Raw genomic sequence first — 26,859 nt, 5'->3', positions numbered from 1 at the left:
GCGACGTCCGGATCCGCGCCAAACGCCCGCTTGTCACCTGTTTACCGTTGCCTGCGGATGTGCAGACCGAGCGAGGCGAACTGTTCGAACGGCCGGTGGTAACCGCGTTCGATGTGGTGCACGCCGCGCAGCGTGGACGGCCCGTCGGCCACCGCGGCCGCCAGCACGGCCGAGAACCCCGCCCGGATGTCGGGCAGCGTCACGTCGGCGCCCTTGAGCTTGGACACGCCGCGCACGACGGCCGAGTGCCTGGCGTTGGTGTCGTGGTAGCGGCAGGCCGGTCCGCCCAGGCACTGGTCGAACACCTCGATCTCGCATCCCATCTTCTGCAGCGCCGGCACGTACACCAGGCGGTTCTCGAAGACCGTCTCGTGCAGCACCGACATGCCCTGGCTCTGCGTGAACAGCACCATCAGCGGCGTCTGCCAGTCCGTCATGAACCCGGGGTGGGTGTCGGTCTGCACGGCCGCCGCGCGCAGCCCCTCGGGCGGCGCGGTGGCGCACAGGTACTCGTCGTTGATGTCGAACTGGGCGCCCATCCTGGCCAGCGTGGTGATCGCGGTGACCAGGCGGTCCTGCGGGCAGCCGTGCACCCGCACCTCTCCCCCGGTGACCAGGCCGGCCGCCAGGTACGAGAACGCCTCGATGCGGTCTCCGGTCAGCCAGGTGGAGGCGCCGCGCAGCCGTTCGACGCCCTCGATGACGATCCTGCGGTCGGGCGAGAGCTCGATCCTGGCCCCCATCCGCTGCAGGAACAGCGCCAGCTCCACCACCTCGGGCTCCATCGCGGCGTTCTTCAGCACCGTCTTGCCCTCGGCCAGGACCGCCGACATCAGGATCGTCTCCGTGGCGCCCACGCTCGGGTACGGCAGCTCGATCCGGGTGCCGTGGAGCCGGCCGGCCTTGGCGAAGATGCCGGTGTCTCCCACCTCCACCTCGGCGCCCATCGCCCGCAGGGCCTCGACGTGGAAGTTGACCGGCCGCCGCCCGATCGGGTCGCCGCCCACCAGCGGGACGAACGCCTCCCCCGCCAGGTGCAGGAGCGGGCCGAGCATGAGGATGGGGATGCGGTTCAGTCCCGTGAACGCGTCCGGCACCCTCGGCTCGATCGCCTGCCCCCGCGCGATCCTGATCTCCGTGCGGGAGATCTCGACATTGATGCCGAGCGCCCGCAGCATGGCGGCGGTGATCTCCACCTCGCCCACCTCGGGGGCGTTGTGGATGCTGCTCTCCCCGCCGCCCAGCATGGCGGCGACCATGTGCTTGGAGACTCCGTTCTTGGAGCCGCGTACTTCGACGTCCCCCCTGAGCGGGCCGGAGGGTTCTATCAACCAGACCTCTTCTGCAATCACGAAGCGAGCCTAGCCGGGGGATACCATCGAGCTGATTCGGACACACATGTGAGGGGGAGTGGCGTGACGAGGGAAGTGCGCGCTTTCGCGGTAACTGTCCTCGCACTTGCCACTCTCGGAGCGGCTGCCGGGCTGGTCTGGTCAGGGATCACGCCACGGGCGCCGTACCAGGTCACCGATCAGGGGACGGTGCTGGCCGACCCGTCCACGCAGGCGCTGATCGCGGCCGACGGGTGGTTCGCGGTGATCACCGGCGGGCTGGGGCTGCTGTGCGGCGGGGTCGCGTGGTTCGCCGCGCGGCGGTGGATGCTGCCGGTGCTGCTCGGACTCTGCGCGGGTGGCGTCCTGGGGGCGATGCTGACGCTGTGGGTCGGGTCCACGTTCACGATCGGGGCGGTCGTGGTCGAGGCCGCCGCCACGCCCGGGGTGAAGGTCGTCCCGGGCGCGCTGAAGCTGACGGCCTCCGGCGTGCTGGTGTCCTGGCCGCTGCTGGCGGTGGGGCTGTTCGGGTTCCTGGAGGGCATGCACGGCTATCGCGAGTCGCCGCTGCGCCATCCGTACGGCGACGCGTCCGAACCCCTCTGACCCGCCCGCGCGGCTACAGGGGCGGTCGGCGCTCGCCGTGCCGGGTCGCCTGCTCGAACGCGCGCGCCACGCGCAGGACCCTGGCGTCCTCGAACGGCCGGCCCACGATCTGCAGCCCCACCGGGAGCCCGTCCGCCGTGAACCCGGCGGGCACGGACGCGGCCGGGGCGTGCAGCACGCTGATCCAGTACGCGGAGCGCATCCAGGCGAGGTAGTCGGGCATCGGCTCCCCGTTGATCTCGCTGACGTGCGGCTGCTCCACCGGGAACGGCGGCACCTGGCTGACGGGCGCGATCAGCACGTCGTAGGTGTCGAAGAACGCGGCCATCCGCTGGTAGAGGCGGCTGCGGCCCTGCTCGGCCCGGGCCAGGTCGGCGCCCGTGACCTTGCGGCCCTGCTCGACGTTCCACGCGGTGTTGGGGCCGAGCCCGGTCAGGTCGCCGAAGGACTGCACGTAGTTCCACGCCCGGTAGGTCCTGAACGCGTCCTCGGCCTCCGACAGGTCCAGCTCGACCTGCTCCACCAGGGCCCCCAGCCGCTCGAACACCGGCGGCGCCGTCGCGGTGACCTCCGCCGTCCTCGGGTCCACCGGCAGGCCGCCGAGATCCGGGCTCCATGCCACGCGCAGCCCCCGCACGCCCTCCTCCGGCTCGGGGGCGAAGACCTCCTTGATCGAGTATGGCGATCGCCGGTCGAACCCGGCGATCGCCCCGAACATCAGCGTCACGTCCTCGACCGTCCTGGCCATCGGCCCCTGCACGGACAGCGTGTACCAGGCGTTGGCGTCGGACGGATCGGGGACGCGGCCCGGGGTGGGGCGCAGGCCCACGACGTTGCAGAAGGAGGCCGGGTTGCGCAGCGAGCCGCCCATGTCGGACCCGTCGGCCAGCGGGACCATGCCGGTGGCCAGGGCCGCGGCGGCGCCCCCGCTGCTGCCGCCGGCGGACTTGGACAGGTCGTAGGGGTTTCTGGTGGCGCCGAACACCTCGTTGACGGTGTGGGAGCCGGTGCCGAACTCCGGCGTGTTGGTCTTGCCCATGGTGATGGCCCCGGCGGCGCGCAGCCGCTGGACGATCACGTCGTCCTGGGCCGGGACGTTGTCGGCGAAGAGCGGTGATCCGTAGGTGGTGCGGATGCCGGCCGTGTCGACGAGGTCCTTGTGCGCGACGGGCAGGCCGTGCAGCGGACCGGCCGGCTCGCGCGCGTCGGCCGCCTTGGCCGCGTCGAGCGCCTGCTCGGCGACCAGGGTCACGATGGCGTTGACGCGCGGGTTGACCTGCTCGACGCGGTCGAGGTGGGCCTGGACGACCTCGACGGCGCTCACCTGCCTGGTCCTGATCAGGTGCGCCAGCTCGGTCGCGGTCAAGTAGTGCAGTTCGCTCACCCTTGGATCCTGCCCCACGGGCCGCGGCGCGACGACGGCGAGGGTTGCCCACCCCGGCCACGCCCGCTCGTCGGATCAGGCCCTCAACATCCCCCGCTCCGCGGGTTCGGTGCGGCCGTCCCTCCTCCTGGCCAGGACGAGCAGGCCGGTGACGGTGAGCGTGCAGGCCAGGATGACGAGCTGCGCGCCGTACTGGATGTCCTCGGTCGGGAGCACGATGTTGCCGGCGTGGAAGCCGGTGTGCACGCCGACCGCCATCCACACCGCCCCGGTGCGCGCCCGCGCGGCCGCGCAGGCGAAGCCGAGGCCGATCGCCTGGAGCACGTAGAGCAGGCGCTCGGCGGGGGTGTCCGCCGCACTCTGGGAGATGATGTGCAGCGCGCCGAAGGTCACGGACACCACGATCAGCACGGCCCTCGGGGACAGCCGGCCCGACAGCGTGTCGAACAGGTGGCCCCGCCACAGCAGCTCCTCGGGGAACGCCTGGCCGAGCAGGGCGATGGCGACGTAGAGCGGCAGGTAGGGGAGCTGGACGCGTACCACGTCCCACGGCGCCCAGGTGGCCACGCCGAGCGCCACCGACAGGGCGCTGGAGGCGATCACCGCGGCCGCGCCGGCCAGCACACCCGCCAGCAGGTGCGGCACGGCCCGCCAGGTCCTCGTGAGCCCCACGCCCCGCCACGACTGGCGGCCGAGGAAGCGGCGGATCAGGTAGACGACGCCGAGCGAGGCCAGCGTGATCCCGGCCACGCCCACCGGCCGGTAGAGGGCGTCGCCCGGGTCCAGGAGCAGCATCGCCGGGAGGGCGCCGCCGTACACCTGCGCGAACATCGCGGCGACGGCGATCAGCACGGCCCAGACTGGATGAGTGGCTTTCATGGACAGCCACGCTAGGAAGCCCTGCGGCGCCGCACATCGGCCCGCGGTCTGAACCCGTCATGACCTTCGTCATGGGTCCTCAAGGAGGATCACAACGCCCTCGCGGGAAACTATGGTCGAAGCCATGCAGCGTCCTCTGGTCCGGCTGCGCGTCCCCGACCGGCCCGTCCTGTTCACCGTCGTGTTCTGGGTGGTGCTCATCGCCACCGGGGCCGTCGCGTACGCGATCGAGCCCACGACGCCGCCCTGGGCCGGGCCCTTCGGGGCCAACCTGGTGCTCGTGGCCGTGCTCTGGCTGCTGCTGCCCTGGCGGCGCTGCGAAGGGTGGCGGCGGCCCCTGCCGGTGGCGTTCCTGCTGGCGACGTTCGCGCTGGGCTTCACCGGGTCGGCCGAGATCCACCAGTTGCTGACGCTCCTGGCGATCGCCAATGTGGCGTTCGTCCACGGCATGCGGACCGCGACCGTCATCGTCGGCGGCCTGGCGGGCACGCTGTTCGTCACGGTCCTGGCGGTGTTCGGCCGCGGCCTGGCCGAGGCCACCACGCAGACCGTGCCCGTCATCGTCTACGCCACGTTCGTGCTGGGCATGACGTCGGCCGTGCTGGAGGCGCGGCGCAGGCGGGAGGAGGCGCAGCGGCTGCTGGCCCGGATCAGGGAGCTGACGGTCGCCCAGGAGCGGGCGCGGATGGGCGCCGAGATGCACGACTCCATCGGCCACCACCTGACGGTGATCAAGCTGAGCCTGGAGAACGCCGAGCGGTTCCGCTCGCGCCGCCCCGAGGCCGCCTGGGACGAGGTGCGCCAGGCGAAGGAGCTGACCGTGGAGGCGCTGGCCGACGCCCGCCGGTGGGTCCGCGCGCTGCGCCCGCTCGCGCTCGAGGGCCGCGTCGGCAGCGCCGCGCTCGAGCGGCTGGCGGCGTCGTTCGACGGCACGGGGCTCACGGTGTCCTTCGAGGTGGTGGGCGGCGAGGTGCCCCTTGAGCCCGACGTGGAGCTGGTGCTCTACCGCGTGCTGCAGGAGGGGCTCACCAACGCCGTCCGGCACGCCGGGGCCCACCACGTCGACGGCACGCTCACCTTCTCCGGCGAGGCCGTCGTCCTGGCCGTCGCCGACGACGGCAAGGGCCGCGACAGCGGGGCACGCGGCGGGTTCGGCCTGAGCTCGCTCGCCGAGCGCGCCCGCGCCGTGGGCGGCACCCTGGTCGCGGGCGACCGGCCGGGCGGCGGCTTCGAGGTGCGGGCGGAGCTGCCGGTCCGTGCGAAGGTGGCGACGTGAGGGCGATCAAGGTGCTGCTGGTCGACGACCAGGAGCTGATGCGGCAGGGCCTGCGCAAGATGCTGGAGATCGAGGACGGCATCGAGGTGGTCGGCGAGGCCGCCGACGGCGAGGAGGCTCTGCTGGCGGCCGCGGAGTGCCGTCCGGACGTGGCGCTGGTGGACGCCAGGATGCCCAGGATGAACGGCGTCGAGCTCATCTCCCACCTGTCGGCCCGGCACCCCGGGGTGGCCGCGATCGTGCTCAGCACGTTCGACGAGGACGACTACATCTTCGGCGCGCTGCGCGGCGGCGCCGTCGGCTACCTGCTCAAGGACTGCACGCCGGAGGAGCTGGTCGACTCCGTCCGCCGGGCCGGTCGCGGGGAGACGGTGCTCGCCTCACCGGTGGCCGCCCGCCTGGTCGCCGAGCTCCGGCGCACCCCGCCCGCACCGCCCCCGCCGACTGTGCCGGCCGCGCCGCGGGACCGGGGGCGGTTGTCGGCCCGGGAGACGCAGGTGGCCGCCCTGATCGCCGCGGGGGCCTCCAACCGCGAGATCGCGGCCCGGCTGCGCATCACCGAGGGCACGGTGAAGAACCACGTCTCCAGCCTGCTCCGCAAATACGGCCTCCGCGACCGCACCCGCCTCGCCCTCCACCTCAAAACCACCCCAGCCCCCTGACCCCCACCCCACTCACGCCCTGCCCCAAGCCGACAACGACCACCGCCACGCGCCCCGATCTCGCCTTCCTCGGGGACCGCGACAACCGCCATCACGCCCTCGAGCGGATCGCGCCCTCCTCGGGGCCACGATGACCGCCGTAGGGCGCGGGCCGCATCACGACCTGACCAACAGCGGCGACGCCCGCCGTCAGCGGCCGCCCAAGTGACCTGGCCCACGAGGACGGCGACCGCCGTCACGCCCTCGGACGGATCGCGACCCCTCCGGAGGCCGCAACGACCGTTGTCAGGCCCCCGAGCGGATCGCAACCCCTCCGGAAGGCGCGACGACCGTTGTCAGGCCCCCGAGCGGATCGCGACGCCACCGGAGCGCGCGGCGACCGCTGTCAGGATGCGGGCCGGATCACGGCGTGACAGCAGCGGCTTTCTCGCCGATCACCGTAGGTGCCTGACCCGCCGGGTGGCCGCCGTGGGTGCCTGGCCGACCGGCGTGCCTCGCCGACCACCGTTGGCGCGCCCGAGCGGGGCGACTGGCTGGCCACCGTGGGTGCCTGGCTGACCGCCGTGGGTACCCGAGCGGGGTGCCTGGTTGGCCGCTGCGGGTGCGTGGCTCAGACGGGGGACGACTCGCCACCCAGACGGCCCTATGTGCGCGCGTCGCGGCGGCCCGCACCGCCCGCCCGGTGAGCGTCCTCCTGGACAGAGCCCGGCCACGTGCGGCGGGTGGACCTTCCCGTGCGCAGCCGTAAAGGACGCCAGGACAGCCACCACGTGCAGGTGGGCCTTCCCGTGCGTGGCCGTAAAGGACGCTAGGGCCGTCGCCACGTGCGGTGGGTGGGCCCTCCCGTGTGCGGCCGTAAAGGACCGCCCCCGGGAGCTCAAAGGCGGCGGCGGGAGAGGGGTGGACCTTCGCGAGCGACCAGGGGTCAGAGAGAAGTCACGCGCCCAGGCACGCCGGGCCGAGGAGTTGTTTGAGGTCGCCCATGAGGGCGGGTGAGGGGCTGACGCGGAGCCGGTCGTCGACGCGCATCACCGTGGTCTTGGGGCCGTTGTGGACCTGCAGGTGGACCTCCGACGTGCCCGGATGCGTCGTGAGGATCTCCTTCAGCCGTCCCACCACCGGCGGCGTGCAGCGGGTCAGCGGCAGGCTCACCAGCAGCGGCCCGCCCGCCTCCTGGGTCAGGTCGGGCGCCGTCACTTCCATGGCGATGATCTTGGCGACGTCTTCGCGCTTGTCGATGCGTCCCTTGACGAAGACGATCGCGTCCTCGGCCAGGATCGTCGAGCACAGCTGGTACGCCGACGGGAAGATCATCACCTCGATCGAGCCTTCGAGGTCCTCCAGCTGGGTCAGCACCCAGGTGTCGCCCTTCTTGGTGACCTTGCGCTGCACCCCGCTCAGGATGCCGCCCACGGTCACCACCTGGCCGTCGGCCCGGCTCTCGTCCTGGACGGCCGCGATCGAGCAGTCGGCCCCCGCCGACAGGATGTGCTCGACGCCGAACAGCGGGTGGTCGGAGACGTAGAGGCCGAGCATCTCCCGTTCGAACTGCAGGAGGGTGTTCTTGTCCCACTCCCCCACCGGGATCTGGACGTCGAAGGTCTGGTCCTCGCCCCCGTCGATGGCTCCGAACAGGGAGTCCTGGCCGATGGCCTCGTTCTTCTTGATGTCGATGATCGCGTCGACGGCCTGCTCGTGAACCATGACCAGGCCCTTGCGGACGTGGCCGACCGAGTCGAACGCGCCCGCCTTGATCAGCGACTCGATCACGCGCTTGTTGCAGACAATGGCCGGCACCTTGCGCAGGAAGTCCTTGAACTCGGCGAAGCGGCCCTTCTCCTTGCGCGCCTTGAGGATGCCGTCGACGACGTTGGCGCCGACGTTGCGGACGGCGGACAGGCCGAAGCGGATGTCGGTGCCGCGCGGCGTGAAGTCGAAGTCGGAGTCGTTGACGTCCGGCGGGTAGACCTTGATGCCCATGCGGCGGCACTCGTTGAGGTAGAGGGCCGACTTGTCCTTGTCGTCCTTCACCGAGGACAGCAGCGCGGCCATGTAGGCGGCCGGGTAGTTGGCCTTGAGGTAGGCGGTCCAGTAGGAGACCAGGCCGTAGCCGGCGGTGTGCGCCTTGTTGAAGGCGTAGTCGGAGAACGGCAGCAGGATGTCCCACAGCGCCTTGATGGCCGCGGCCGAGAAGCCGTTGTCCTGCATGCCCTTCTCGAAGAACTCGAACTGCTTGTCCAGCTCGGACTTCTTCTTCTTGCCCATCGCGCGGCGCAGCAGGTCGGCGCCGCCCAGCGAGTAGCCGGCGACCCGCTGCGCGATGGCCATGACCTGCTCCTGATAGACGATCAGGCCGTAGGTCGTGTCGAGGATGTCCTTCAGCGGCTCCTCGAGCTCGGGGTGGATCGGGGTGATCTCCTGCTGGCCGTTTTTACGCAGCGCGTAGTTGGTGTGGGAGTTGGCGCCCATCGGGCCGGGCCGGTAGAGCGCGAGGGCGGCGGAGATGTCCTCGAAGTTGTCGGGGCGCATGAGCCGCAGCAGCGAGCGCATGCCGCCGCCGTCGAGCTGGAAGATGCCGAGCGTGTCGCCGCGGGCCAGCAGCTCGTAGGACTTGCGGTCGTCGAGCGGCAGCTTCAGCAGGTCGATCTGCTCGCCGGTGGTGGACTCGATCATCTTCACGCAGTCGTCGATGATCGTGAGGTTGCGCAGGCCCAGAAAGTCCATCTTCAGCAGGCCGAGCGTCTCGCAGGTCGGGTAGTCGAACTGCGTGATGATCGCGCCGTCGGAGTCGCGGCGCATGACCGGGATGTAGTCGGTCAGCACCTCGGCCGACATGATCACGCCGGCGGCGTGCACGCCGGTCTGCCTGATCAGGCCCTCCAGGCCCTTGCCGAGGTCCATCGTCGCCTTGACGTCGACGTCTTCCTCGTAGAGCCTGCGCAGCTCACCGGCCTCGGCGAAGCGCGGGTGGTCCTTGTCGAAGATGCCCGACAGCGGGATGTCCTTGCCCATGACGGCGGGCGGGAACGCCTTGGAGACCCGGTCGCCCAGCGCGTAGGGGTAGCCCAGGACGCGGCCCGCGTCCTTGATGGCGGCCTTCGCCTTGATGGTGCCGAACGTGGCGATCATGGCGACCTTGTCGGCGCCCCACTTCTCGGTCACGTAGCGGATCACGTCGCCGCGCCTACGCTCGTCGAAGTCGATGTCGACGTCGGGCATGGACACGCGCTCGGGGTTGAGGAAGCGCTCGAAGATCAGGCCGTGCGGGATCGGGTCGAGGTCGGTGATGCCCAGCGCGTACGCCACCAGCGACCCGGCTGCCGAGCCACGGCCGGGGCCGACGCGGATGCCGTTGCTCTTGGCCCACATGATGAAGTCGGCGACCACGAGGAAGTAGCTCGGGAAGCCCATCTGGATGATGACGCCCAGCTCGTTTTCCGCCCAGGCGCGGTGCTCCTCGTCGACGCCCTCGGGGAAGCGCCACTCGAGGCCCTTCCAGACCTCCTGGCGGAAGAACTGCTCCTCGGTCATGCCGTCGGGGATGGGGAAGGTCGGCATGAGGTTCTTGTGCTGGAAGAACCCCTCGGGGTCGACCTTCTCGGCCACCAGCAGCGTGTTGCGGCAGCCCTCGGCCCACAGGTCGGAGGAGTCGACCGCGCGCATCTCGTCGGCGGTCTTGATGTAGTAGCCGCTGCCGTCGAAGCGGAACCGGTCGGGGTCGGACAGCTGCTTGCCCGTCTGGATGCACAGGAGGGCGTCGTGGGAGGGCGCGTCGGACTCGTAGGTGTAGTGGGAGTCGTTGGTGACCAGCGGCGGGATGTTCAGCTCCTTGCTGATCCTGGTCAGCCCGTCGCGGACGCGGCGCTCGATGTCGAGCCCGTGGTCCATGATCTCCAGGTAGAAGTTGTCCTTGCCGAAGATGTCCTGGAACTTCGCCGCGGCCTTGAGCGCCTCGTCGTACTGGTTGAGCCGCAGCCTCGTCTGCACCTCGCCCGACGGGCACCCGGTGGTCGCCATGAGTCCCTCGGAGTGCTCGGCGAGGATCTCGGCGTCCATCCGCGCCCACTTGCGCACGAACCCCTCGGTGTAGGCGCGCGAGGACAGGCGCATCAGGTTGTGCAGGCCCGCCTTGTTGCGCGCCCAGATCGTCATGTGGGTGTAGTAGCCACCCGCCGAGACGTCGTCCCGCTTCTGGTGCGGCTCGCCCCACAGCACCGGCTTCTTGTTGTGGCGCAGCTCCGGCGCGACGTAGGCCTCGATGCCGATGATCGGCTTGATCCCGGCGCCCGTGGCCTGCTTGTAGAAGTCGTAGGCGCCGTGCATGTTGCCGTGGTCGGTGATCGCGATCGCCGGCATGCCCAGGTCGCCGACCTGTTTGAACATCTGCTTGAGCCGGGCGGCCCCGTCCAGCATCGAGTATTCGGTGTGTACGTGCAGATGGACGAACGAGTCGCTGGACGACATGGAGCGGCGCCTCCCGGTCTCGGTGGGGTTGTGCGCTCCGACTCTAGTGGTCCGGACCGACATCCTGATGCCCGCGCCGCGCCTCCGTCCGGACCGGCGCGCCGGGAGCCCCGTGGCCATCAGCACCGATATCGTCTTATTCACTGTAAGTAGTTGAGGAGACACTCGGTGCGCACGCAGACGGACGAAGGATACCGGCACGCGCTCGGCAACCGCCAGGTCCAGATGATCGCGATCGGCGGGGCGATCGGGGTCGGCCTGTTCCTCGGTTCGGGCGGCCGGCTGGCCGCCGCGGGGCCCGCCCTGGTGCTCTCGTACGCCGCCGCCGGGTTGGCCGCGTTCTTCGTCATGCGGGCCCTCGGCGAGCTCGTGCTCTACCGCCCGGTGGCGGGCTCGTTCGTCGAGTACGCGGGCGAGTTCATCGGCCCATGGGCGGCGTTCGCCAGCGGCTGGATGTACTGGATCAACTGGGCGTTCACCGGCATCGCCGAGCTGACCGCCATCGCCGCCTACATCCATTACTGGGCCCCGGCCTTCCCGCAGTGGCTGACGGCGCTCATCGCCCTGGGCTTCGTCCTGTCGGTCAACCTGGTGTCGGTCCGGCTGTTCGGCGAGCTGGAGTTCTGGTTCGCCATGCTGAAGGTGCTGGCGATCACGGTCTTCCTGGTGGTCGGCCTGGTCCTGGTGGTCTTCACGATCGGCCAGGCGACCCCGCACAACCTCGTCTCCCACGGCGGCTTCTTCCCCAAGGGCTTCCCGATGGTGCTGATGAGCCTGCAGTCGGTGGTGTTCGCGTACGCGTCGATCGAGCTGGTCGGCATCACGGCGGGCGAGACGGCCAGGCCGCACGAGGTCATGCCGAAGGCGATCAACGGCGTGGTGTGGCGCATCGCGATCTTCTACGTGGGCTCGGTGGCGCTGCTGGCGATGGTCCTGCCGTGGACCGCGTACCACGCGGGGATCTCGCCGTTCGTGACGGTCTTCTCGGGCCTCGGCGTCCCGTGGGCCGCCGACGCGATGAACCTCGTCGTCATCACCGCCGCGCTCTCGTCCTGCAACTCCGGCCTGTACGCCACGGGCCGCATCCTGCGCTCGATGGCCATGAAGCAGGAGGCGCCCGGGTTCACGGGCACGCTCAGCTCCAGGTTCGTCCCGATGGGCGGCATCCTGTTCACGGCGGTCATGTTCCTGGCCGGGGTGGCGCTGTTCTACTTCCTGCCCGAGCGCGCCTTCAACATCGCCACCGCCGTCGCCTCCCTCGGCGTGGTCACGACCTGGGGCGTCCTCGTCTGGTGCCAGCTGCGGCTGCGCCGGTCGGGTCACCTGTCGGTGTTCCCGATGCCCGGCGCGCCGTACACGAACTGGCTCACGCTGGCGTTCCTGGTGCTCGTCGTCCTGCTGATGCCCTTCGCCGACGCCGACCAGCGGGTGGCGTTCTTCCTCATCCCGGCGATGGCCGCGGCCATCGCCGTCGGCTGGCGGGTGGTCAGCCGCCGCCGGATCGTCAACGGCGACCGCCCCTGACTGAGTACTCTCGATGTGCCGGCACAGAGCCGCCGCACGGGGGGAGGCCGCACTGGACGAGGCGACACGACAGACGCCACAACAGGCGACACGACAGGCGCCGAGGTGGACGAGACGGGCGACGATCCAGACCGTGGCGGCCGCCGCCGTCGGCGTCGCGCTGGCCGTGGCATGCGTGCCCTTGGGCGTCTTACCCAGGCTGGCCTGCGCCGTGCTCGACGCGGGCTGCCCGGCCGGTCAGGAGCCGCACGGGAGGCTGCCGCAGGCGACCCGCCTGACACCTGTGCAGGTGGCGCAGAGCGGCATGTACGTGGCGCTCGGCGACTCCTACTCCTCCGGCGAGGGCGTCTGGGACCTGGACAAGAAACCGCTCAACGACGGCGCCGACCGCTGCCACCGGGCGACGGGCTCGTACGTGCCGCTGGTCGCGCAGGCCTACCGCTTCGGGGGCGGCACCGCCTTCTACGCCTGCAGCGGCGCCACCACCACCCAGATCCTGTCGGGCCAGTACGGCCAGAAACCCCAGATCACCCGGGTCGGCCCGAACGCCAGCCTGGTGACGCTGAGCATCGGCGGCAACGACGCCGGATTCACGAAGGTGCTCACGGGCTGCATCGTCAAGCTGCCGTGGTCGTCGGCCTGCGTGGAGCAGGACGCCGCCGTCGCCCGCCGCATCGACGAGTTGCGCCCCAACCTGACCAAGGTGCTGCGCGAGCTGCGGACGCGGGCGCCGAACGCCCGCATCATCGTCCTCGGCTACCCTCGGCCCTTCCCCAAGGACCCCGTGGCGAGCGTCGACAACCTGAGCGCCGAGGACCAGACCTGGCTGAACGGGATGACGCGCCGGCTCAACGACACGGTGGCCTCGGTGGTGTCCGACTTCGACCGCGCGATCGCGGCGTTCGGCGTGCCGGGGAGCGTGGAGTACGTGGACGCCTACGAGGCGTTCACGGGGCACGAGGTGGGCCGGCCGCAGCCGTACCTGAACGGGCTGGCCGTGAACATGGAGGAGCTCAAGGTCAACGCCCGCAGCTACCACCCGACGGGCGACGGCTACCGCCGCTTCGCCGAGCTCATCACCAAGCAGATCACCGCCGGACCGGGCCGCACCATGAACAACTTCCGCCTCGACGCCCCCTGAGGCCCGCTCACTCGGCCGAGCGCTCCTCGGCCAGGTGGAGGCCCGCCTCGATGACGGCGTTCATGATGGGCGCGAGCCGGGCCTCCCCCAGCGACGGCGCGCGCAGCGCCATCCGCGCCACGAGCGCGCGCTCCCGCGCCAGGTCGCGCCCCGCGAACCCGCCCACCGGCTTGATCCGCTGCACGATGCCCGCCAGCGCCGCCCGCCGTTCGAGCAGCGTGGCCAGGGCCGCGTCCACCCGATCGATGGCCTCGCGGCACTCCGGCAGCGTGTCGGGCGCCTCGGGCCGCACCAGGGCGCCCACGACCGTCACGGCCTCCTCGGCCGCGCGCAAGGCCGTCGCCGGGGAGAGCTCCTGACGCGCCTCGGCGAGGCTCCCGGGGCCCACGAACTCCAGCGCCCCGCTCTTGGAGGACGCAGCCGTCCTGGCTCCCGCATAGGTCCCGAGCCTGGCGGCCGGAGCACTCCGTTCGGCCGAGTCGACGACGAGCCCGTCGGCGCCCGCCGCCACCGCCGCCGCGGACAGCGCCGCGTCCCGCGAGACGTCGGCGAGCACGGGACGCCCCGAGACCGCGCGGGCCGCCAACATGAGCCCCAGGTCCAGCCGGCCGCCCTCGCACAGGAGCACCCGCCCGTCCCCCTCCCGCGCGCAGTAGTCGGCCAGCTCCAGCCACTCCTCCAGCGAGGCGGCGGGCCGCCGCTCCACGACGACCGGCAGCCCCAGCCCGGCGGCCGACCGCACCAGCGGGATGTCGCGCGTCCACGACGAGCCCACCACGACCGCGTCCGCCCGCTCGGCGATGGCCGGCAGATCGGCGGCCGAGTACGGCTCCACCAGCGTGGCGTGCTCGCCCAGCACCTCGTACGCGTCGGCCTCCCCGCGGTACGCCCGCAGGTCGACCCGGCCGCCGATCACCACGGCGGGCCCTTCGCCCACGAGCGTTCCGCCCACCGCCACGGCGCGCCGTTCCAAGGTCGATGACATCCTCGACTCCCCCAACTCGGGCCGGCCCCTGCGCAGCCGGCGGGAAAACCAAAAAGGCAGAGACGGGGTTGTCTCTGCCTCGTGCCGGCTCCAGGTGGTCGCTAGCTGACGACCGGCTCTCCCGGAGCCGGCTCGATAAACGCGTAGCGACAAGTCATGTCTGAAACACTACACCCATGGCTTCACCTGCTGGACGACGCTTCTCACATGACGGACTGTCCTTCAGGCGAGTCGCCGTTGATCCCTCGCTATGGGAGTATTTCTTGGCCTAGAGGAGGGTTTGAGGCCGTTGATGTCGGATCGCAAGCAGGAGGGACGCCGCATCGCCGGCCGCTACCAGCTGCAGGAACCCATCGGCAGGGGCGGGATGGGCATCGTCTGGCGCGCCTACGACGAGCTCCTGGACCGCACGGTCGCGGTCAAGGAGGTCAGGTACGCCGCCGCCCTGGGCGAGGAAGTGCAGCTGCTGAACCGGCGCACAATGCGCGAGGCGAGGGCGGCGGCGAGGTTCGAGCATCCCAACGTGATCGTCGTGCACGACGTGATCGAGGAGGATGACCGGCCCTGGATCGTCATGCAGCTCGTCCAGTCGCGCTCGCTGGGCGCCGTGATCAAGCAGGACGGGCCGCTGCGGCCCAAGCGGGTGGCCGAGATCGGCCTGGCCGTGCTGGACGCGCTGCACCGCGCCCACGAGGCAGGCGTGCTGCACCGCGACGTCAAACCCGAGAACGTGCTGCTGGCCGACGACGGCCGGGTCGTGCTCACCGACTTCGGCATCGCCACGCTGGAGACCGAGACGCAGCTCACCGTGACCGGGCTGGCCGGGACGCCGGCGTTCATCGCGCCCGAGCGGCTCAAAGGGCTGCCCGCGCGGCGCGAGTCGGACCTGTGGTCGTTAGGGGCTACGCTGTACACGGCCGTTGAGGGCCGCTCCCCGCACGAGCGGGGGATGGCCCTGGCGACCATGCACGCCGTGCTGACCGACGAGCCCGATCCGGCTCCGCACGCCGGCCCGCTCACCGATGTGATCATGGGCCTGCTGTCCAAGGAACCGGTCCAGCGGCTCACGTACGAGGAAGCGCAGCGGATGCTGCGGCAGGTCATCGCCCAGGCGAGCCCGCCGCCGACCGCTCAGTTCCCCGCGGCCCAGACGGTCCGCGTGCCGCGGCCCACCACGCCGCCGCCGCCGCGCAAGGCCCCCGCCCCGGCCGAGCCGCCGTCGCAGAGCGAGGCCTCGGCGCAGGGCAAGGCCGCCGTCCAGAACAGGTTCCGCGCTCTGGGCAAGCTGCGCCAGGCGCCGCCCGTCGTCGACGACACCCCGACCGACCCGGACCTGGTCGCCACCCCGATCTCGACCCGGGCACCCGCCGTCCCCGAGACCGGGTCGCGGATCACGCCCGCACCGACTGCGGACCCGGCCCCCGCGGCCGCCGCCGAGTCCACGATGGACGCGGCCAGGACGGACCAGCGCCGGGCCGGGCCGGTCATCGCGGCGGCCGTGGCCGTCTTGCTCGTGGCCGTGATCGGCGGCTACCTCGGCCTGAGCTCGGCCCCCGAGCAGCGCGATCCGAAGAAGGGCGCGTCCCAGGCCACCGTCCCCACGGGGACTCCCTCGCAGGCATCGGCGAGCACATCGCCGTCGGGCTCCGCCGAGCCGAGCGCCTCCCAGCCGCCGTCGCCGACGGCCACGCCCCCGGCCACCCCGACTCCCGAGAAGGAGAAGGAGGAGAACCCGCTGCCGGCCGGCTGGAAGATGTACAAGGACAAGAAGCTCGGCTTCTCCATCGGCCTGCCCAAGGGGTGGGACGTGCTGACCCGCGAGGGCCCGCGGGTCAGGTTCCGGGGCCCCGGCGCGGCCTCCAACGCGTACCTCATGATCGAGGACGGCGGGAAGTCCAGCAGCGACCCGTACAAGGACTGGAAGAAGCAGGAGCCGCGTCTCAAGGACAACTTCGGCGGCTACAAGAAGATCGACATCAAGCGGGTCGACGGCTTCCAGAAGGCCGCCGCGGACTGGGACTTCACCTGGAACACCAACACCGGCAAGACGCGCGTGCGCAACCGGGGCTTCATCACCGACAACGGCCGGGCGTACGCGATCTACTGGCACACCCTGAAGAGCCACTGGAAGGCCGACTACGACTTCTTTGAAGGGTTCTGCGCCACCTTCAAACCGGCCAAGTAGGCTGCACTGCGTGGAAAGGCGGGTCAGCAACCGTTATCGCCTCGTCGAGCCTCTCGGCGAGGGCGGCATGGGCGTGGTCTGGCGTGCCTACGACGAGCTGCTCGACCGCACGGTGGCGATCAAGGAGGTCCGCTACACGGGCGTCGGCGACGCCAAGCGGGCCGAGCTCAACGGCAGGACCATCAGGGAGGCCAGGGCGGCCGGCCGCCTCGACCACCCGTCGGTGATCGTCATCCACGACGTCGTCGAGGAGGACGGCCGCCCGTGGATCGTGATGCAGCTCGTACGCTCGCGGTCGCTGGCCGAGGTGGTGCGCGAGCGCGGCCCGCTCACGGTGGGGCAGGTCGCGGTGATCGGCGGGCGGGTGCTCGACGCGCTGCGCGCCGCGCACGCCACCGGGGTGCTCCACCGTGACGTGAAGCCCGAGAACGTGCTGCTGGCCGACGACGGCCGGGTGGTGCTGACCGACTTCGGCATCGCCTCGCTGGAGGCCGAGGCGGGGCTGACGGCGACCGGTGGCCTGGTGGGCACGCCCGCGTACATGCCTCCCGAGCGCCTCAACGGCGAGCCCGCGCGTCCCGAGTCGGATCTGTGGTCGCTGGGGGCGACGCTGTACGCGGCCGTCGAGGGCGAGCCGCCGTTCAAGCGCGACTCGTGGGCCGCGACGGTCGCGGCGGTGCTGCGCGACGAGCCCGAGCCGCCGGCGCGGGCCGGCGCGCTGCAGCCGGTCATCATGGGGCTGCTGCGCAGGAGCCCGGCCGAACGCCTGCCCGCCGCGGAGGCCGCCAGGCTGCTGTACGAGGCCGCCACGAGCCCCTCACTCCACCCGACGCCCCCAGGGGGCTGGCGGCCGACGGCCGGCACCGCGAACACGGCCGAGGGACCCACGCTCTCGACGCGGCCCAGGCGCGGCAAGGCGCTGTGGATCGGCCTGCCCGCCGCCGTGGCGGTGCTGGGCGCGGGCGGCTTCCTGGTCTCCAACCACTGGACGAGCACCGCCGCGACCACCAGCCCCGCTCCCACGGGCCCCACAGCCACCCCCACCCCCACGACCACCGCCGAGCCGACCACGCCGGGCACGCCCACCGCCACGCCCGAGCCCACGCGTGCGCCCACCACGACGGCGCAGCCGGTGCCCGCGGGATGGCGGGCGTTCAGGAGCACGCCGGGCGGCTTCGGGATCGCCGTGCCCGAGGGATGGCGGGCCGTGAAGCACACCACCAGGGACAGCATCACCTTCAGGGGCCCCGACACCCCCGGGGCGATGATCGTGGAGTGGACCGTGCCCGAGTTCGCCTGGGCGGACCCGGCGAGGCAGTGGGCCAGCCTGGAGAAAGAGATCCGGGCGAAGGGCGAGTTCGAGGGCTACAGCCGGATCGGCATCGTCTCCACCACCTACCTCGGCCGCAAGGCCGCCGACTGGGAGTTCACCAGGATCCGCAACGGGCAGCGGATCCACGTGATCAACCGGGGCTTCCGCACCGCCGACGGCCGCCCGTTCGCCCTCTACTGGGAGACCACGGACGCCCGCTGGGCCGCGGACCGGCACTACTTCGAGACGTTCGCGAAGACCTTCAGACCTCAATGAAAGAGCAGGCGTACTTCTGGCGGCACCCGGCGGTGCCGGGCACCGACCTGCTCAAGGCGCGCTACGTCACCCACCGCTTCACCCGGCACGTGCACGACGGCTACGCCATCGGCCTGATCGTCAGGGGCGTGGAGGAGTTCGACTACCGCGGCACCCTGCACCGGGCGGGCGCGGGCGAGGTGGTGCTGGTCAACCCCGAGTCGGTGCACACCGGCCAGGCGGGCACGCCGGACGGCTGGTCCTACCGCATGCTCTACCCGTCGATCGACACGCTGGCGGGCATCGCCGCCGAGCTGGGCGTGCCGTACGCGACGCCGCACTTCCCCAGGCAGGTGGTGCGCGACGACGAGGTGGCGCTGCTGCTCGGCAGGGCGCACCAGGCGGCCGAGCGCGGCGACGCGCTGGCGGCCTCCACGCTGAGCCGCACGCTGTTCGCGCGGCTGGTGACCCGCCACGCCACGCCCAGGCCGGCGGCGGTCCTGCCCGCCGAGGGCCGGCAGGCCGTGCGGGAGGCGCTCGACCTGCTGCACGACAGCCTCGTGGACCCGCCGACGCTGGACGACCTGGCGGGCGCGGTGGGCGCGCGGCCGTTCGCGCTGCTGCGGGCGTTCAAGGCCGAGACGGGCCTGCCGCCGCACGCGTACCTCACCTCGCTGCGGGTACGCCACGCGCGCCGCCTCCTGCAGTCCGGGGTACGCCCGGCGCAGGTGGCCGCCGAGGTGGGCTTCACCGACCAGGCCCACCTCAACCGGCATTTCAAGCGCATCGTGGGCGTGCCGCCCGCGGCGTACCAGCGTGCTGCAGGAACGTACAAGACCGGTGGTTCCCCCACCTCCTAGCCTCTTGCGGCATGGAACAGACAACTCACCGTTCCGCCGCCGTGCGGGACGGCCTCGGCGTGGGCGTGGCCGTGGGGCTGTCGGGGATCGCCTTCGGCGCCGCCGCGATCACCGCGGGCCTGAGCGTGCCGCAGGCGTGCGTGCTGAGCCTGCTGGCCTTCACCGGCGCCTCGCAGTTCGCGCTGACCGGCGCGGTGGGCGCGGGCGGCGACCTGGTGACCGCCACCCTCGGCGCGCTGCTGCTGGGCGGCCGCAACACGTTCTACGGCCTGCGCCTGGCCGACCTGCTCCGGGTACGTGGGCCGCGGAGGCTGCTGGCGGCGCAGGGCGTGATCGACGAGACGACGGCCGTCACGCTGGCCCAGCCGACCCGGGAGGCGGCCCGCACGGGCTTCGTCACCACGTTCGCCAGCCTCTACCTCACCTGGAACCTGACCACGCTGGCGGGCGCCTACGGCGCGTCGTTCCTGGGCGACCCCGGCGTGCTGGGGCTGGACGTGGTGGGCCCGGCCGCGTTCCTGGCCATCCTGTGGCCCCGCCTGACGGCCAGCGCCGAGCTGCGCCTGCTGGCCGGCGCCGCGGCGGCGATCGCCCTGTGCGCCACCCCGTTCCTGCCGCCCGGCGTGCCCGTGCTGCTGTCGGCGGCCGCGGTGCTGGTGGTGATGGCGCGATGACGCTGTGGTGGGCCATAGCCGCGCTCTGCGCGGGCTGCTACGCCCTCAAGCTGGCCGGGCTGGCGGCGCCGCGCCGGGTGCTGGAGCATCCGTCGATCCGCAGGTTCGCAGAACTGGTGCCGGTGGCGCTGCTGGCGGCCCTGATCGCGGTGCAATTGTTCACCGAGGAGGGCGGGCTGCGCTTCGACCCGGCGCGCACGGCAGGGCTGGGCGCCGCGGTCGTCGCGCTGCTGCTGCGGGCGCCGTTCCTGGTCATCCTGGCCGCCGCGGCCCTCGTCACCGCGCTTGTCCGGTTCTTTCTGGGGTAGTCGCCGTGCATGTCCGATTCAACAGAGATGGTCGGTGGGCGTTACCGGCTGCTCAGGACGATCGGTCGGGGCGGGATGGGCACGGTGTGGCAGGCTCATGACGAGGTGCTGGGCCGGGACGTGGCGGTCAAGGAGGTCCTGCCGCCACCCGACCTGACGGATCCCGAGCGCGAGGTGTTCGCCGTACGCACGTTCAGAGAGGCCAGGGCGGCCGGCCGGGTGGCGCATCCGGGCGTGGCCACCGTGTACGACGTCCTGGAGGAGCACGGTCACCCGTGGATCGTCATGCAGCTCGTCCGCTCCCGTACCCTGGGCGAGCTGATCCGCGAGGACGGCCCCATGTCCCCGATGACGGCCGCGGACATCGGGCTGCAGCTCCTCGAGGCGCTGCGCGCGGCGCACGCGGCGGGCGTGCTGCACCGGGACGTCAAACCGGACAACGTGCTGCTGGCCGAGGACGGCCGGGCGGTGCTCACCGACTTCGGCATCGCCACGACGGAGGACGAGGCACCCGTGACGAGCACGGGCGTCCTGATCGGCACCCCCGCGTTCATGGCGCCGGAACGCGCGGCGGGCGGCAAGGCCAAGCCCTCCTCCGACCTGTGGTCGCTGGGCGTGACGCTCTACATGGCGGTCGAGGGGCGCTCACCCTTCCAGCGGGACAACCCCCTGGCCACGCTGGGCGCGGTCCTGCACGCTGAACCGGAGCCGCTGGCCCGCTCGGGCGTGCTCGGCCCCGTACTGCTCGGGCTGCTGCGCAAGAACCCGGCCGAGCGCATGTCGATGGAGGAGGCCGAGCAGCGGCTGGCCGCGATCCTGACCGGCAGCGCCCCCGAGCGGACGGGCCCCGTCACCGAGCCGGGCGCGGCTGCCCCGCGGGGGCGGCGCCCGCTGCCGCTGGCCCTGATCGCGGGCGGCGCCCTGGTCGTCGCGGCGGTCACGGGCGGTGCGGCCTGGTGGTCCGGCCAGCCGCGGGACCTGCCCCGCAGCCCGGGCCCCGCCCCGGCCGTCGTGACCGCCGGGCCCTCCACCGGGGATCCCGCCCCCTCGTCCACCGGCCCCCGGCTCGCTCCGGCGCCCTCCACGCCCGAGAGCTCCCCGCCGGTCGTCGATGGCCGGCACAGCACGCCGACCGGCGAGCGGAAGGACCCCACCCGGGAGCCCACGCCGACCGGCGAGCGGAAGAACCCCAGCCGGACGCCGACGCCGAGCGCGAGCGGCAAGAAGGACCGGGACAACACCACGCCTTCCCGGAGCCCGGACTCGGTCGAGCCGTCGGAGCCGGGGAGCGAGAACGACGAGTAGCCCCCGGGGCGGTCAGGACTCGGCGCGGACGGTGTCCAGTGCCTTCTGCAGGTCCTGCGGATAGTCCGTGCTGAACGACATCCAGTCGCCCGTGGTGGGGTGCTCGAACCCGAGCGCCACCGCGTGCAGCCACTGCCGCGTGACCCCCAGCCGGGCCGCCAGCGTCGGATCCGCCCCGTAGAGCAGGTCCCCGACGCAGGGGTGCCGCAGCGCCGCCATGTGCACCCTGATCTGGTGCGTGCGCCCGGTCTCCAGCTTGATGTCCAGCAGCGAGGCCGCGCGGAACGCCTCGACGGTGTCGTAGTGGGTGATCGACGGCTTGCCCCCGGCCACCACCGCGAAGCGCCCGTCCCCGGACGGGTGGCGGTCGATGGGCGCGTCCACCGTGCCCCTGAACGGGTCGGGATGCCCCTGCACCAGCGCGTGGTAGCGCTTGTCGACCGTGCGCTCCTTGAAGGCCCGCTTGAGCCGCGAGTACGCGACCTCGCTCTTGGCCACCACCATCGCCCCCGTGGTGTTGGCGTCGAGCCGGTGCACGATGCCCTGGCGCTCGGCGGCCCCGCTGGTGGCGATCGTGTGACCGGCCCCGAGCAGCCCGCCGATCACGGTCGGCCCCGTCCAGCCGACGGTCGGGTGGGCGGCCACGCCGATCGGCTTGTTGATCACGATGACGTCGTCGTCCTCGTACACGACCGTCATGCCCGGCACCGGCTCGGCGACCGGCATCGGCGTGGTGACCGGCGGCGGCATCGTCACGTCGAGCCACGCGCCCGCGTGCACCCGGTCGGACTTGGCCGGCTGGCGGCCGTCCACCAGCACCTCGCCCGCGCCGATCAGCTCGGCCGCGCGGGTGCGGGAGAAGCCGAACAACCGCGAGATCGCGGCGTCGAGCCGCTCGCCCTCCAGCCCGTCGGGGACGGGCAGGCTGCGCTGCTCACTCACCCTTCTCGACCTCCTTCGGCTCCTTGGACCCGTCGATCTGCACGTTGCGCCAGGCCAGGAGCACCGCCAGGATGCCGCCGCAGACGATGGCCGAGTCGGCGATGTTGAACACGGGGAAGTAGTCAATGACGGGGAAATGCCCGGGAAGCACCTCGATGAAGTCGACGACGTGCCCCTGGAGCTGCGTGGAGCGCCCGATCCCCGAGGGATAGCGCAGCAGCCGGTCGGTGAGGTTGCCGAGCGCGCCGCCGAGCAGCAGCCCCAGCGTGACCGCCCAGGCCCGGCTGCCGAGCTTGCGGGCGGTGCGCACGATGGCGACGACCACACCCGCGGCGATCAAGGTGAAGACGAAGGTCATTCCGGTGCCGATGCTGAACGCGGCACCGGAATTGAAGATCACCCGGAACTGCAGCACGTCCTGGATGACGACGAGCGGCGCCTGGCCCTCGAGTGTGCGCAACACCACCGTCTTGGTGACGAGGTCGGCCGTGTAGATCACGGCCGCCAGCACGACGAGGACGGCGAACAGGCGCCCGCGGGGGCGGCCTACCGACGCTCCTCCTTCTGCTTGCAGGCCACGCACAGCGTCGCCCTCGGGAACGCCTGAAGGCGTTCCTTGCCGATCGGCTTGTGGCACGATTCGCACACTCCATAGGTCCCTGCGTCGATCCTGGCGATCGCACGTTCGTTCTGCGCGACCAGATCGCGCGCATTCAGGGTAAGGGCGATCTCGCGTTCGCGCTCGTACGTCTTCGCGCCGGCGTCCGCCTGGTCGTCGCCCGCCCCCTGGGTGACGTCTCCAGAGGCTATCTCCGTCTCGTGGCGGAGGATGTCCGCGTTGAGCTGGTCGATCTCGCTCTGAAGCCTGCCGCGTACCTCGGCCAGCTCCTCTTGCGACCACATCGAAGGTGTAGCGGTCTGCGTGACTGCCGCCATGGCTGCCTCCATTGCTGATCAAGGCCGTAAATGGTGCGGGCAGCTTAGGATCCACATAACGGAACGGCAAACGACCCGCCGGACGGTTTACCTCCCCCGTACTATCCCGCCTCGCGCATTAAACTCCTCCACAGGGGCGTCCATTCCCGCAACTTTGTCGGTTGCGTACCGACGGCCCCGCGGGCGGCTCGCCTTGGGAAACCAGGAAGCCTTCGGCTCCACTCTGCGTTATGGTTTGAGACTGCAAGGCGTTGATGGGGCCCGACTGTGAGGGATATCACCCCGGAGCCGCCGGAAGAACGGCTCGCCAGAGCTCATTAGACCCGGCTGCAGATCAAACGAAGAGGGCCTCGCCCGCGTGCGGGGTCAAGAAGGGTGGTACCGCGGAGCCGCGTGGCTTCGTCCCTTCACGCTCGCCCTACCGGCCGACGAAGCGTGGAGGTCACGCCCGAAATGTCTTCCCCATCTTTCCGCTCTCTTCCCGCGCAGGTCGACCTGCCCGCGCTCGAGCGCGAGGTCCTCGACCGCTGGCGGGACGGGAAGATCTTCGAGCGCTCCGTGGAGCAGAACTCCGGAAACCCGTCCTGGGTCTTCTACGAGGGCCCGCCCACCGCGAACGGCCTGCCCGGCGTGCACCACGTCGAGGCGCGGGTGTTCAAGGACCTGTTCCCGCGCTACAAGTCCATGCGCGGATTCAGCGTCCCGCGCAAGGCCGGCTGGGACTGCCACGGCCTGCCCGTCGAGGTCGGCGTGGAGCGCGAGCTGGGCCTGACCGGCAAGAAGGACATCGAGGAATACGGCATCGCCGAGTTCAACGCCAAGTGCCGCGAGTCGGTGCTGCGCCACGTCGACGCCTTCGAGCAGCTGACCGAGCGCATGGGCTACTGGATCGACCTGTCCCAGGCGTACCGGACCATGGACCCGTCCTACATCGAGTCGGTCTGGTGGTCGCTGAAGGTCATCTGGGACAAGGGACTGCTGTTCCGCGACTTCCGCATCACGCCGTACTGCCCGCGCTGCGGCACGGGGCTGTCCGACCACGAGCTGGGCCAGCCCGGCGGCTACGAGACCGTATCCAGCCCGTCGGTCTACGTCCGCATGCCGGTGACCTCCGGGCCGCCGGCCGAGCTGGGCGCCTCGCTGCTGGTGTGGACGACCACGCCGTGGACCCTCGTGTCCAACACGGCCGTCGCCGTGCACCCCGACGTGACGTACGTCGCGGCCCGCACAGCGGACGGCGAGGTCCTGGTGGTCGCCGAGCCGCTGCTGTCGGTCCTCGGCGAGGGCGCGACCGAGGTGGCCCGCTACACGGGCCGCGAGCTGGAGCACACCGCGTACTCCCGCCCGTTCGACCTGGTCGACATCCCCGGCGCCCACTACGTCGTGCTCGGCGAGTACGTCACGGTCGAGGACGGCACCGGCCTGGTCCACCAGGCCCCGGCCTTCGGCGCCGACGACATGGCCGTGATCAGGCAGTACGACATGCCCGTCGTCAACCCGATCGGCCCCGACGGCCGCTTCCTCGACGACGTGCCCATGGTCGGCGGCCGGTTCTTCAAGGACGCCGACGAGGAGCTGACCGAGGACCTGCGCGCCCGCGGGCTGCTGTACCGCGGCGGCCACTTCGAGCACAGCTACCCGCACTGCTGGCGCTGCCACACCCCGCTGCTCTACTACGCGCTCCCCTCCTGGTACATCCGCACCACCGCGGTCAAGGACAAGATGCTGGCCGAGAACGCCGGCACCAGCTGGTTCCCCGAGACGATCAAGTGGGGCCGGTTCGGCGAGTGGCTGCGCAACAACGTCGACTGGTCGCTGTCGCGCTCGCGCTACTGGGGCACGCCGCTGCCGCTGTGGGTGTGCTCGGCGGACGAGTCCCACGTGACGTGCGTCGGCTCGCTGGAGGAGCTGAGCGGGCTGGCGGGCCAGGACGTCTCGGCGCTCGACCCGCACCGCCCGTACGTGGACGACGTGAGCTTCGACTGCCCGTCGTGCGGCGCCCTCGCGCGCCGCGTGCCGGACGTCATCGACGCCTGGTACGACTCCGGCTCCATGCCGTTCGCCCAGTGGGGCGAGCGCGGCAAGCCGGAGGGCGTCTACCCGGCGCAGTTCATCTGCGAGGCCACCGACCAGACGCGCGGCTGGTTCTACTCGCTGATGGCCGTCGGCACGCTGGTCTTCGGCCAGTCCTCCTACGAGAACGTGCTCTGCCTCGGCCTCATCCTCGCCGAGGACGGCCGCAAGATGAGCAAGCACCTGGGCAACATCCTCGAGCCGATCCCGCTGATGGACCAGCACGGGGCCGACGCCCTGCGGTGGTTCATGGCCTGCTCGGGCTCGCCCTGGGCGTCCCGCCGGGTGGGTCACAACACGCTCGAGGAGATCGTCCGCAAGGTCCTGCTGACGCTCTGGAACACCTCGTCGTTCTTCACCCTCTACGCCAACGCCGAGTCCTGGTCGCCGTCCATGCTCGCGCAGGCCACGCCCGCCGCCGAGCGCCCGCTGCTCGACCGCTGGGTGCTGGCCGAGCTGCACCGGACGGTGACCGAGGTCACGGCGTCGCTGGACGAGTACGACACCCAGCGCGCGGGCCGCCGCCTGGCGGACTTCCTCGACGACCTGTCCAACTGGTACGTGCGCCGCTCGCGCCGCCGGTTCTGGCAGGGGTCGCCGGAGGCGTTCGCGACGCTCTACGAGTGCCTGGAGACGGTGACGCGGCTGATGGCCCCCGTCACGCCGTTCATCACCGACTACCTCTGGGACGTCCTGCGCTCCCCCGAGGCGCCCTCCTCGGTGCACCTGGCCGCCTGGCCGGAGGTGCGCGAGGACCTGCTGGACCCGGTGCTGTCCGACCAGATGGCCCTCGTGCGCCGCCTGGTGGAGCTGGGCCGCTCGGCCCGCGCCTCGTCGGGCGTCAAGACCCGCCAGCCGCTGCGCCGGGCCCTGGTCGGGGCGCACGGCTGGCCGTCGCTGCCCGGAGAGCTCCGGGGTCTGGTGGCGGACGAGCTGAACGTCCACTCCCTGGAAGACATGTCCGGATTTAGCGCCGATCTCGTGACTTACTCGGTCAAGCCCAACTTCCGGGCCCTGGGCAAGCGCTTCGGCTCCCAGACCAAGCTCGTCGCGGCCGCGGTGGCCGCCGCCGATGCCACCCGCGTGGCCCGGGCCCTGCGCTCGGGATCCACGGTCATGGTGGAGGCGGACGAGCTGGGCGAGATCATGCTCGGCCCGGACGACGTGATCGTCAACGAGCAGCCCCGCTCGGGCTGGGCGGTGGAGACGGGCGCCATCGGCACCGGCACCGGCGAGACGGTGGCCCTGGACCTGGAGCTCACCGACGAGCTGCGCCGCGCCGGCCTCCTGCGCGAGGTCATCCGCCTGGTCCAGGACGCCCGCAAGTCGACCGGCCTGTCGATCACGGACCGCATCGACCTGTGGTGGTCCACGTCCTCCCCCGAGCTCGCCGCGGCCCTGCGCACCGAGGGGCACGTGGTGGCGGAGGAGGTCCTGGCGACGACGGTCACGGAGGGCACGGCACCGGACCTCCCGTCCCACACGGACGAGGACCTGTCCCTGACCTTCCACCTCCGCCGCGCCTGACGCACCATCCCCGCGGTGGGGCGCGCCCTCACGGCCCGCCCCACCGCCCACTCCCGCGGCGGGCCGCCCCACCGCCCACTCCCACGGCGGGCCGCGCCTTACGGCCCGCTCCACCGCCTCCTCCGGAGTACGGCTTCACCGCGCTTCCCAGCGCCTGGCGTGGCGGAGCGGACCGCCCACAGGGATCGCGCCACCCACGGGGAGCGTGCCACCCGCAGGGAGCGTGCCGC

At 71.6% G+C, this 26,859-nt stretch carries 20 protein-coding genes; 12 read left to right on the top strand and 8 right to left on the bottom strand.

What is annotated here, in order from left to right:
- Positions 1 to 41: 41 nt before the first annotated feature.
- A complete protein-coding gene (gene murA, locus ACIBI9_RS02980; protein ID WP_397220233.1) occupies positions 42 to 1,352 on the bottom strand; it encodes a UDP-N-acetylglucosamine 1-carboxyvinyltransferase in 1,311 nt (436 codons plus the stop codon).
- Between the two features lie 63 nt (positions 1,353 to 1,415).
- On the opposite strand from murA, the gene ACIBI9_RS02975 reads away from it, so the two are divergent.
- Entirely contained in the window at positions 1,416 to 1,937 is a 522-nt protein-coding gene (locus tag ACIBI9_RS02975) for a hypothetical protein (RefSeq protein ID WP_397220232.1), read from the top strand.
- A 13-nt stretch (positions 1,938 to 1,950) separates the two neighbouring features.
- Here ACIBI9_RS02975 and ACIBI9_RS02970 read toward each other — a convergent pair whose 3' ends face one another.
- On the bottom strand, positions 1,951 to 3,321 hold the full coding sequence (locus ACIBI9_RS02970; RefSeq protein WP_397220231.1) for an amidase: 1,371 nt from the start codon (positions 3,319 to 3,321) through the stop codon (positions 1,951 to 1,953).
- Between the two features lie 75 nt (positions 3,322 to 3,396).
- A complete protein-coding gene (locus tag ACIBI9_RS02965) occupies positions 3,397 to 4,200 on the bottom strand; it encodes a lysostaphin resistance A-like protein (protein ID WP_397220230.1) in 804 nt (267 codons plus the stop codon).
- 124 nt (positions 4,201 to 4,324) lie between these two features.
- Between ACIBI9_RS02965 and ACIBI9_RS02960 the strand changes: the two genes are divergently transcribed.
- Complete coding sequence (locus ACIBI9_RS02960; protein ID WP_397220229.1) at positions 4,325 to 5,476, top strand: sensor histidine kinase; 1,152 nt, start codon at positions 4,325 to 4,327, stop codon at positions 5,474 to 5,476.
- On the top strand, positions 5,473 to 6,138 hold the full coding sequence (locus tag ACIBI9_RS02955) for a response regulator (protein ID WP_397220228.1): 666 nt from the start codon (positions 5,473 to 5,475) through the stop codon (positions 6,136 to 6,138). Before ACIBI9_RS02960 ends, ACIBI9_RS02955 begins: the two co-directional genes overlap by 4 nt.
- Positions 6,139 to 7,074: 936 nt before the next feature.
- Here the strand turns inward: ACIBI9_RS02955 and dnaE are convergent.
- A complete protein-coding gene (dnaE, locus tag ACIBI9_RS02950) occupies positions 7,075 to 10,602 on the bottom strand; it encodes a DNA polymerase III subunit alpha (RefSeq protein ID WP_397220227.1) in 3,528 nt (1,175 codons plus the stop codon).
- Between the two features lie 168 nt (positions 10,603 to 10,770).
- Here dnaE and ACIBI9_RS02945 point away from each other — a divergent pair, with 168 nt between their 5' ends.
- Together ACIBI9_RS02945 and ACIBI9_RS02940 are read left to right on the top strand one after the other, a co-directional pair.
- Positions 10,771 to 12,126 carry an amino acid permease gene (locus ACIBI9_RS02945; protein ID WP_397220226.1) on the top strand — a complete coding sequence of 452 codons (1,356 nt, stop codon included), beginning with the start codon at positions 10,771 to 10,773 and terminating at the stop codon, positions 12,124 to 12,126.
- A 133-nt stretch (positions 12,127 to 12,259) separates the two neighbouring features.
- The gene (locus ACIBI9_RS02940) at positions 12,260 to 13,267 is read left to right on the top strand and encodes an SGNH/GDSL hydrolase family protein (protein WP_397220225.1); all 1,008 of its coding nucleotides are present in this window, start codon (positions 12,260 to 12,262) and stop codon (positions 13,265 to 13,267) included.
- Between the two features lie 7 nt (positions 13,268 to 13,274).
- Here ACIBI9_RS02940 and ACIBI9_RS02935 read toward each other — a convergent pair whose 3' ends face one another.
- Positions 13,275 to 13,571: a chorismate mutase gene (locus ACIBI9_RS02935; RefSeq protein WP_397220823.1), complete on the bottom strand. Its 297-nt coding sequence runs from the start codon at positions 13,569 to 13,571 to the stop codon at positions 13,275 to 13,277.
- 973 nt (positions 13,572 to 14,544) lie between these two features.
- On the opposite strand from ACIBI9_RS02935, the gene ACIBI9_RS02930 reads away from it, so the two are divergent.
- The 6 genes from ACIBI9_RS02930 to ACIBI9_RS02905 are packed head-to-tail and all read left to right on the top strand — an operon-like array spanning position 14,545 to position 21,151.
- On the top strand, positions 14,545 to 16,437 hold the full coding sequence (locus ACIBI9_RS02930; protein ID WP_397220224.1) for a serine/threonine-protein kinase: 1,893 nt from the start codon (positions 14,545 to 14,547) through the stop codon (positions 16,435 to 16,437).
- Between the two features lie 10 nt (positions 16,438 to 16,447).
- On the top strand, positions 16,448 to 18,025 hold the full coding sequence (locus ACIBI9_RS02925) for a serine/threonine-protein kinase (protein WP_397220223.1): 1,578 nt from the start codon (positions 16,448 to 16,450) through the stop codon (positions 18,023 to 18,025).
- Entirely contained in the window at positions 18,022 to 18,864 is an 843-nt protein-coding gene (locus tag ACIBI9_RS02920; RefSeq protein ID WP_397220222.1) for an AraC family ligand binding domain-containing protein, read from the top strand. Before ACIBI9_RS02925 ends, ACIBI9_RS02920 begins: the two co-directional genes overlap by 4 nt.
- 11 nt (positions 18,865 to 18,875) lie before the next feature.
- Positions 18,876 to 19,538, top strand: a complete 663-nt coding sequence (locus ACIBI9_RS02915; RefSeq protein ID WP_397220221.1) for an AzlC family ABC transporter permease — start codon at positions 18,876 to 18,878, stop codon at positions 19,536 to 19,538.
- A complete protein-coding gene (locus tag ACIBI9_RS02910) occupies positions 19,535 to 19,846 on the top strand; it encodes an AzlD domain-containing protein (protein ID WP_397220220.1) in 312 nt (103 codons plus the stop codon). Before ACIBI9_RS02915 ends, ACIBI9_RS02910 begins: the two co-directional genes overlap by 4 nt.
- Positions 19,847 to 19,855: 9 nt before the next feature.
- Positions 19,856 to 21,151 carry a protein kinase gene (locus ACIBI9_RS02905; protein WP_397220219.1) on the top strand — a complete coding sequence of 432 codons (1,296 nt, stop codon included), beginning with the start codon at positions 19,856 to 19,858 and terminating at the stop codon, positions 21,149 to 21,151.
- Positions 21,152 to 21,163: 12 nt separating this feature from the next.
- Here ACIBI9_RS02905 and ACIBI9_RS02900 read toward each other — a convergent pair whose 3' ends face one another.
- From ACIBI9_RS02900 to ACIBI9_RS02890, 3 genes are read right to left on the bottom strand one after another with little or no spacing between them, the layout of a single operon-like run.
- Entirely contained in the window at positions 21,164 to 22,093 is a 930-nt protein-coding gene (locus ACIBI9_RS02900; RefSeq protein WP_397220218.1) for an RluA family pseudouridine synthase, read from the bottom strand.
- Positions 22,086 to 22,676: a signal peptidase II gene (lspA, locus tag ACIBI9_RS02895; protein WP_397220217.1), complete on the bottom strand. Its 591-nt coding sequence runs from the start codon at positions 22,674 to 22,676 to the stop codon at positions 22,086 to 22,088. Before lspA ends, ACIBI9_RS02900 begins: the two co-directional genes overlap by 8 nt.
- Positions 22,640 to 23,029, bottom strand: coding sequence for a TraR/DksA C4-type zinc finger protein (locus ACIBI9_RS02890; RefSeq protein WP_355364900.1), 390 nt, complete (start codon positions 23,027 to 23,029; stop codon positions 22,640 to 22,642). The genes lspA and ACIBI9_RS02890 overlap by 37 nt, the downstream gene beginning before the upstream one ends.
- A gap of 453 nt (positions 23,030 to 23,482) precedes the next feature.
- Here ACIBI9_RS02890 and ileS point away from each other — a divergent pair, with 453 nt between their 5' ends.
- Positions 23,483 to 26,629: an isoleucine--tRNA ligase gene (gene ileS / locus ACIBI9_RS02885; RefSeq protein WP_397220216.1), complete on the top strand. Its 3,147-nt coding sequence runs from the start codon at positions 23,483 to 23,485 to the stop codon at positions 26,627 to 26,629.
- Positions 26,630 to 26,859: the final 230 nt, after the last annotated feature.

The organism is Nonomuraea sp. NPDC050451, from assembly GCF_044458585.1.
The sequence above is the reverse complement of the archived record's forward strand: the minus strand, read 5'-3'. Positions and strand labels throughout refer to the sequence as shown.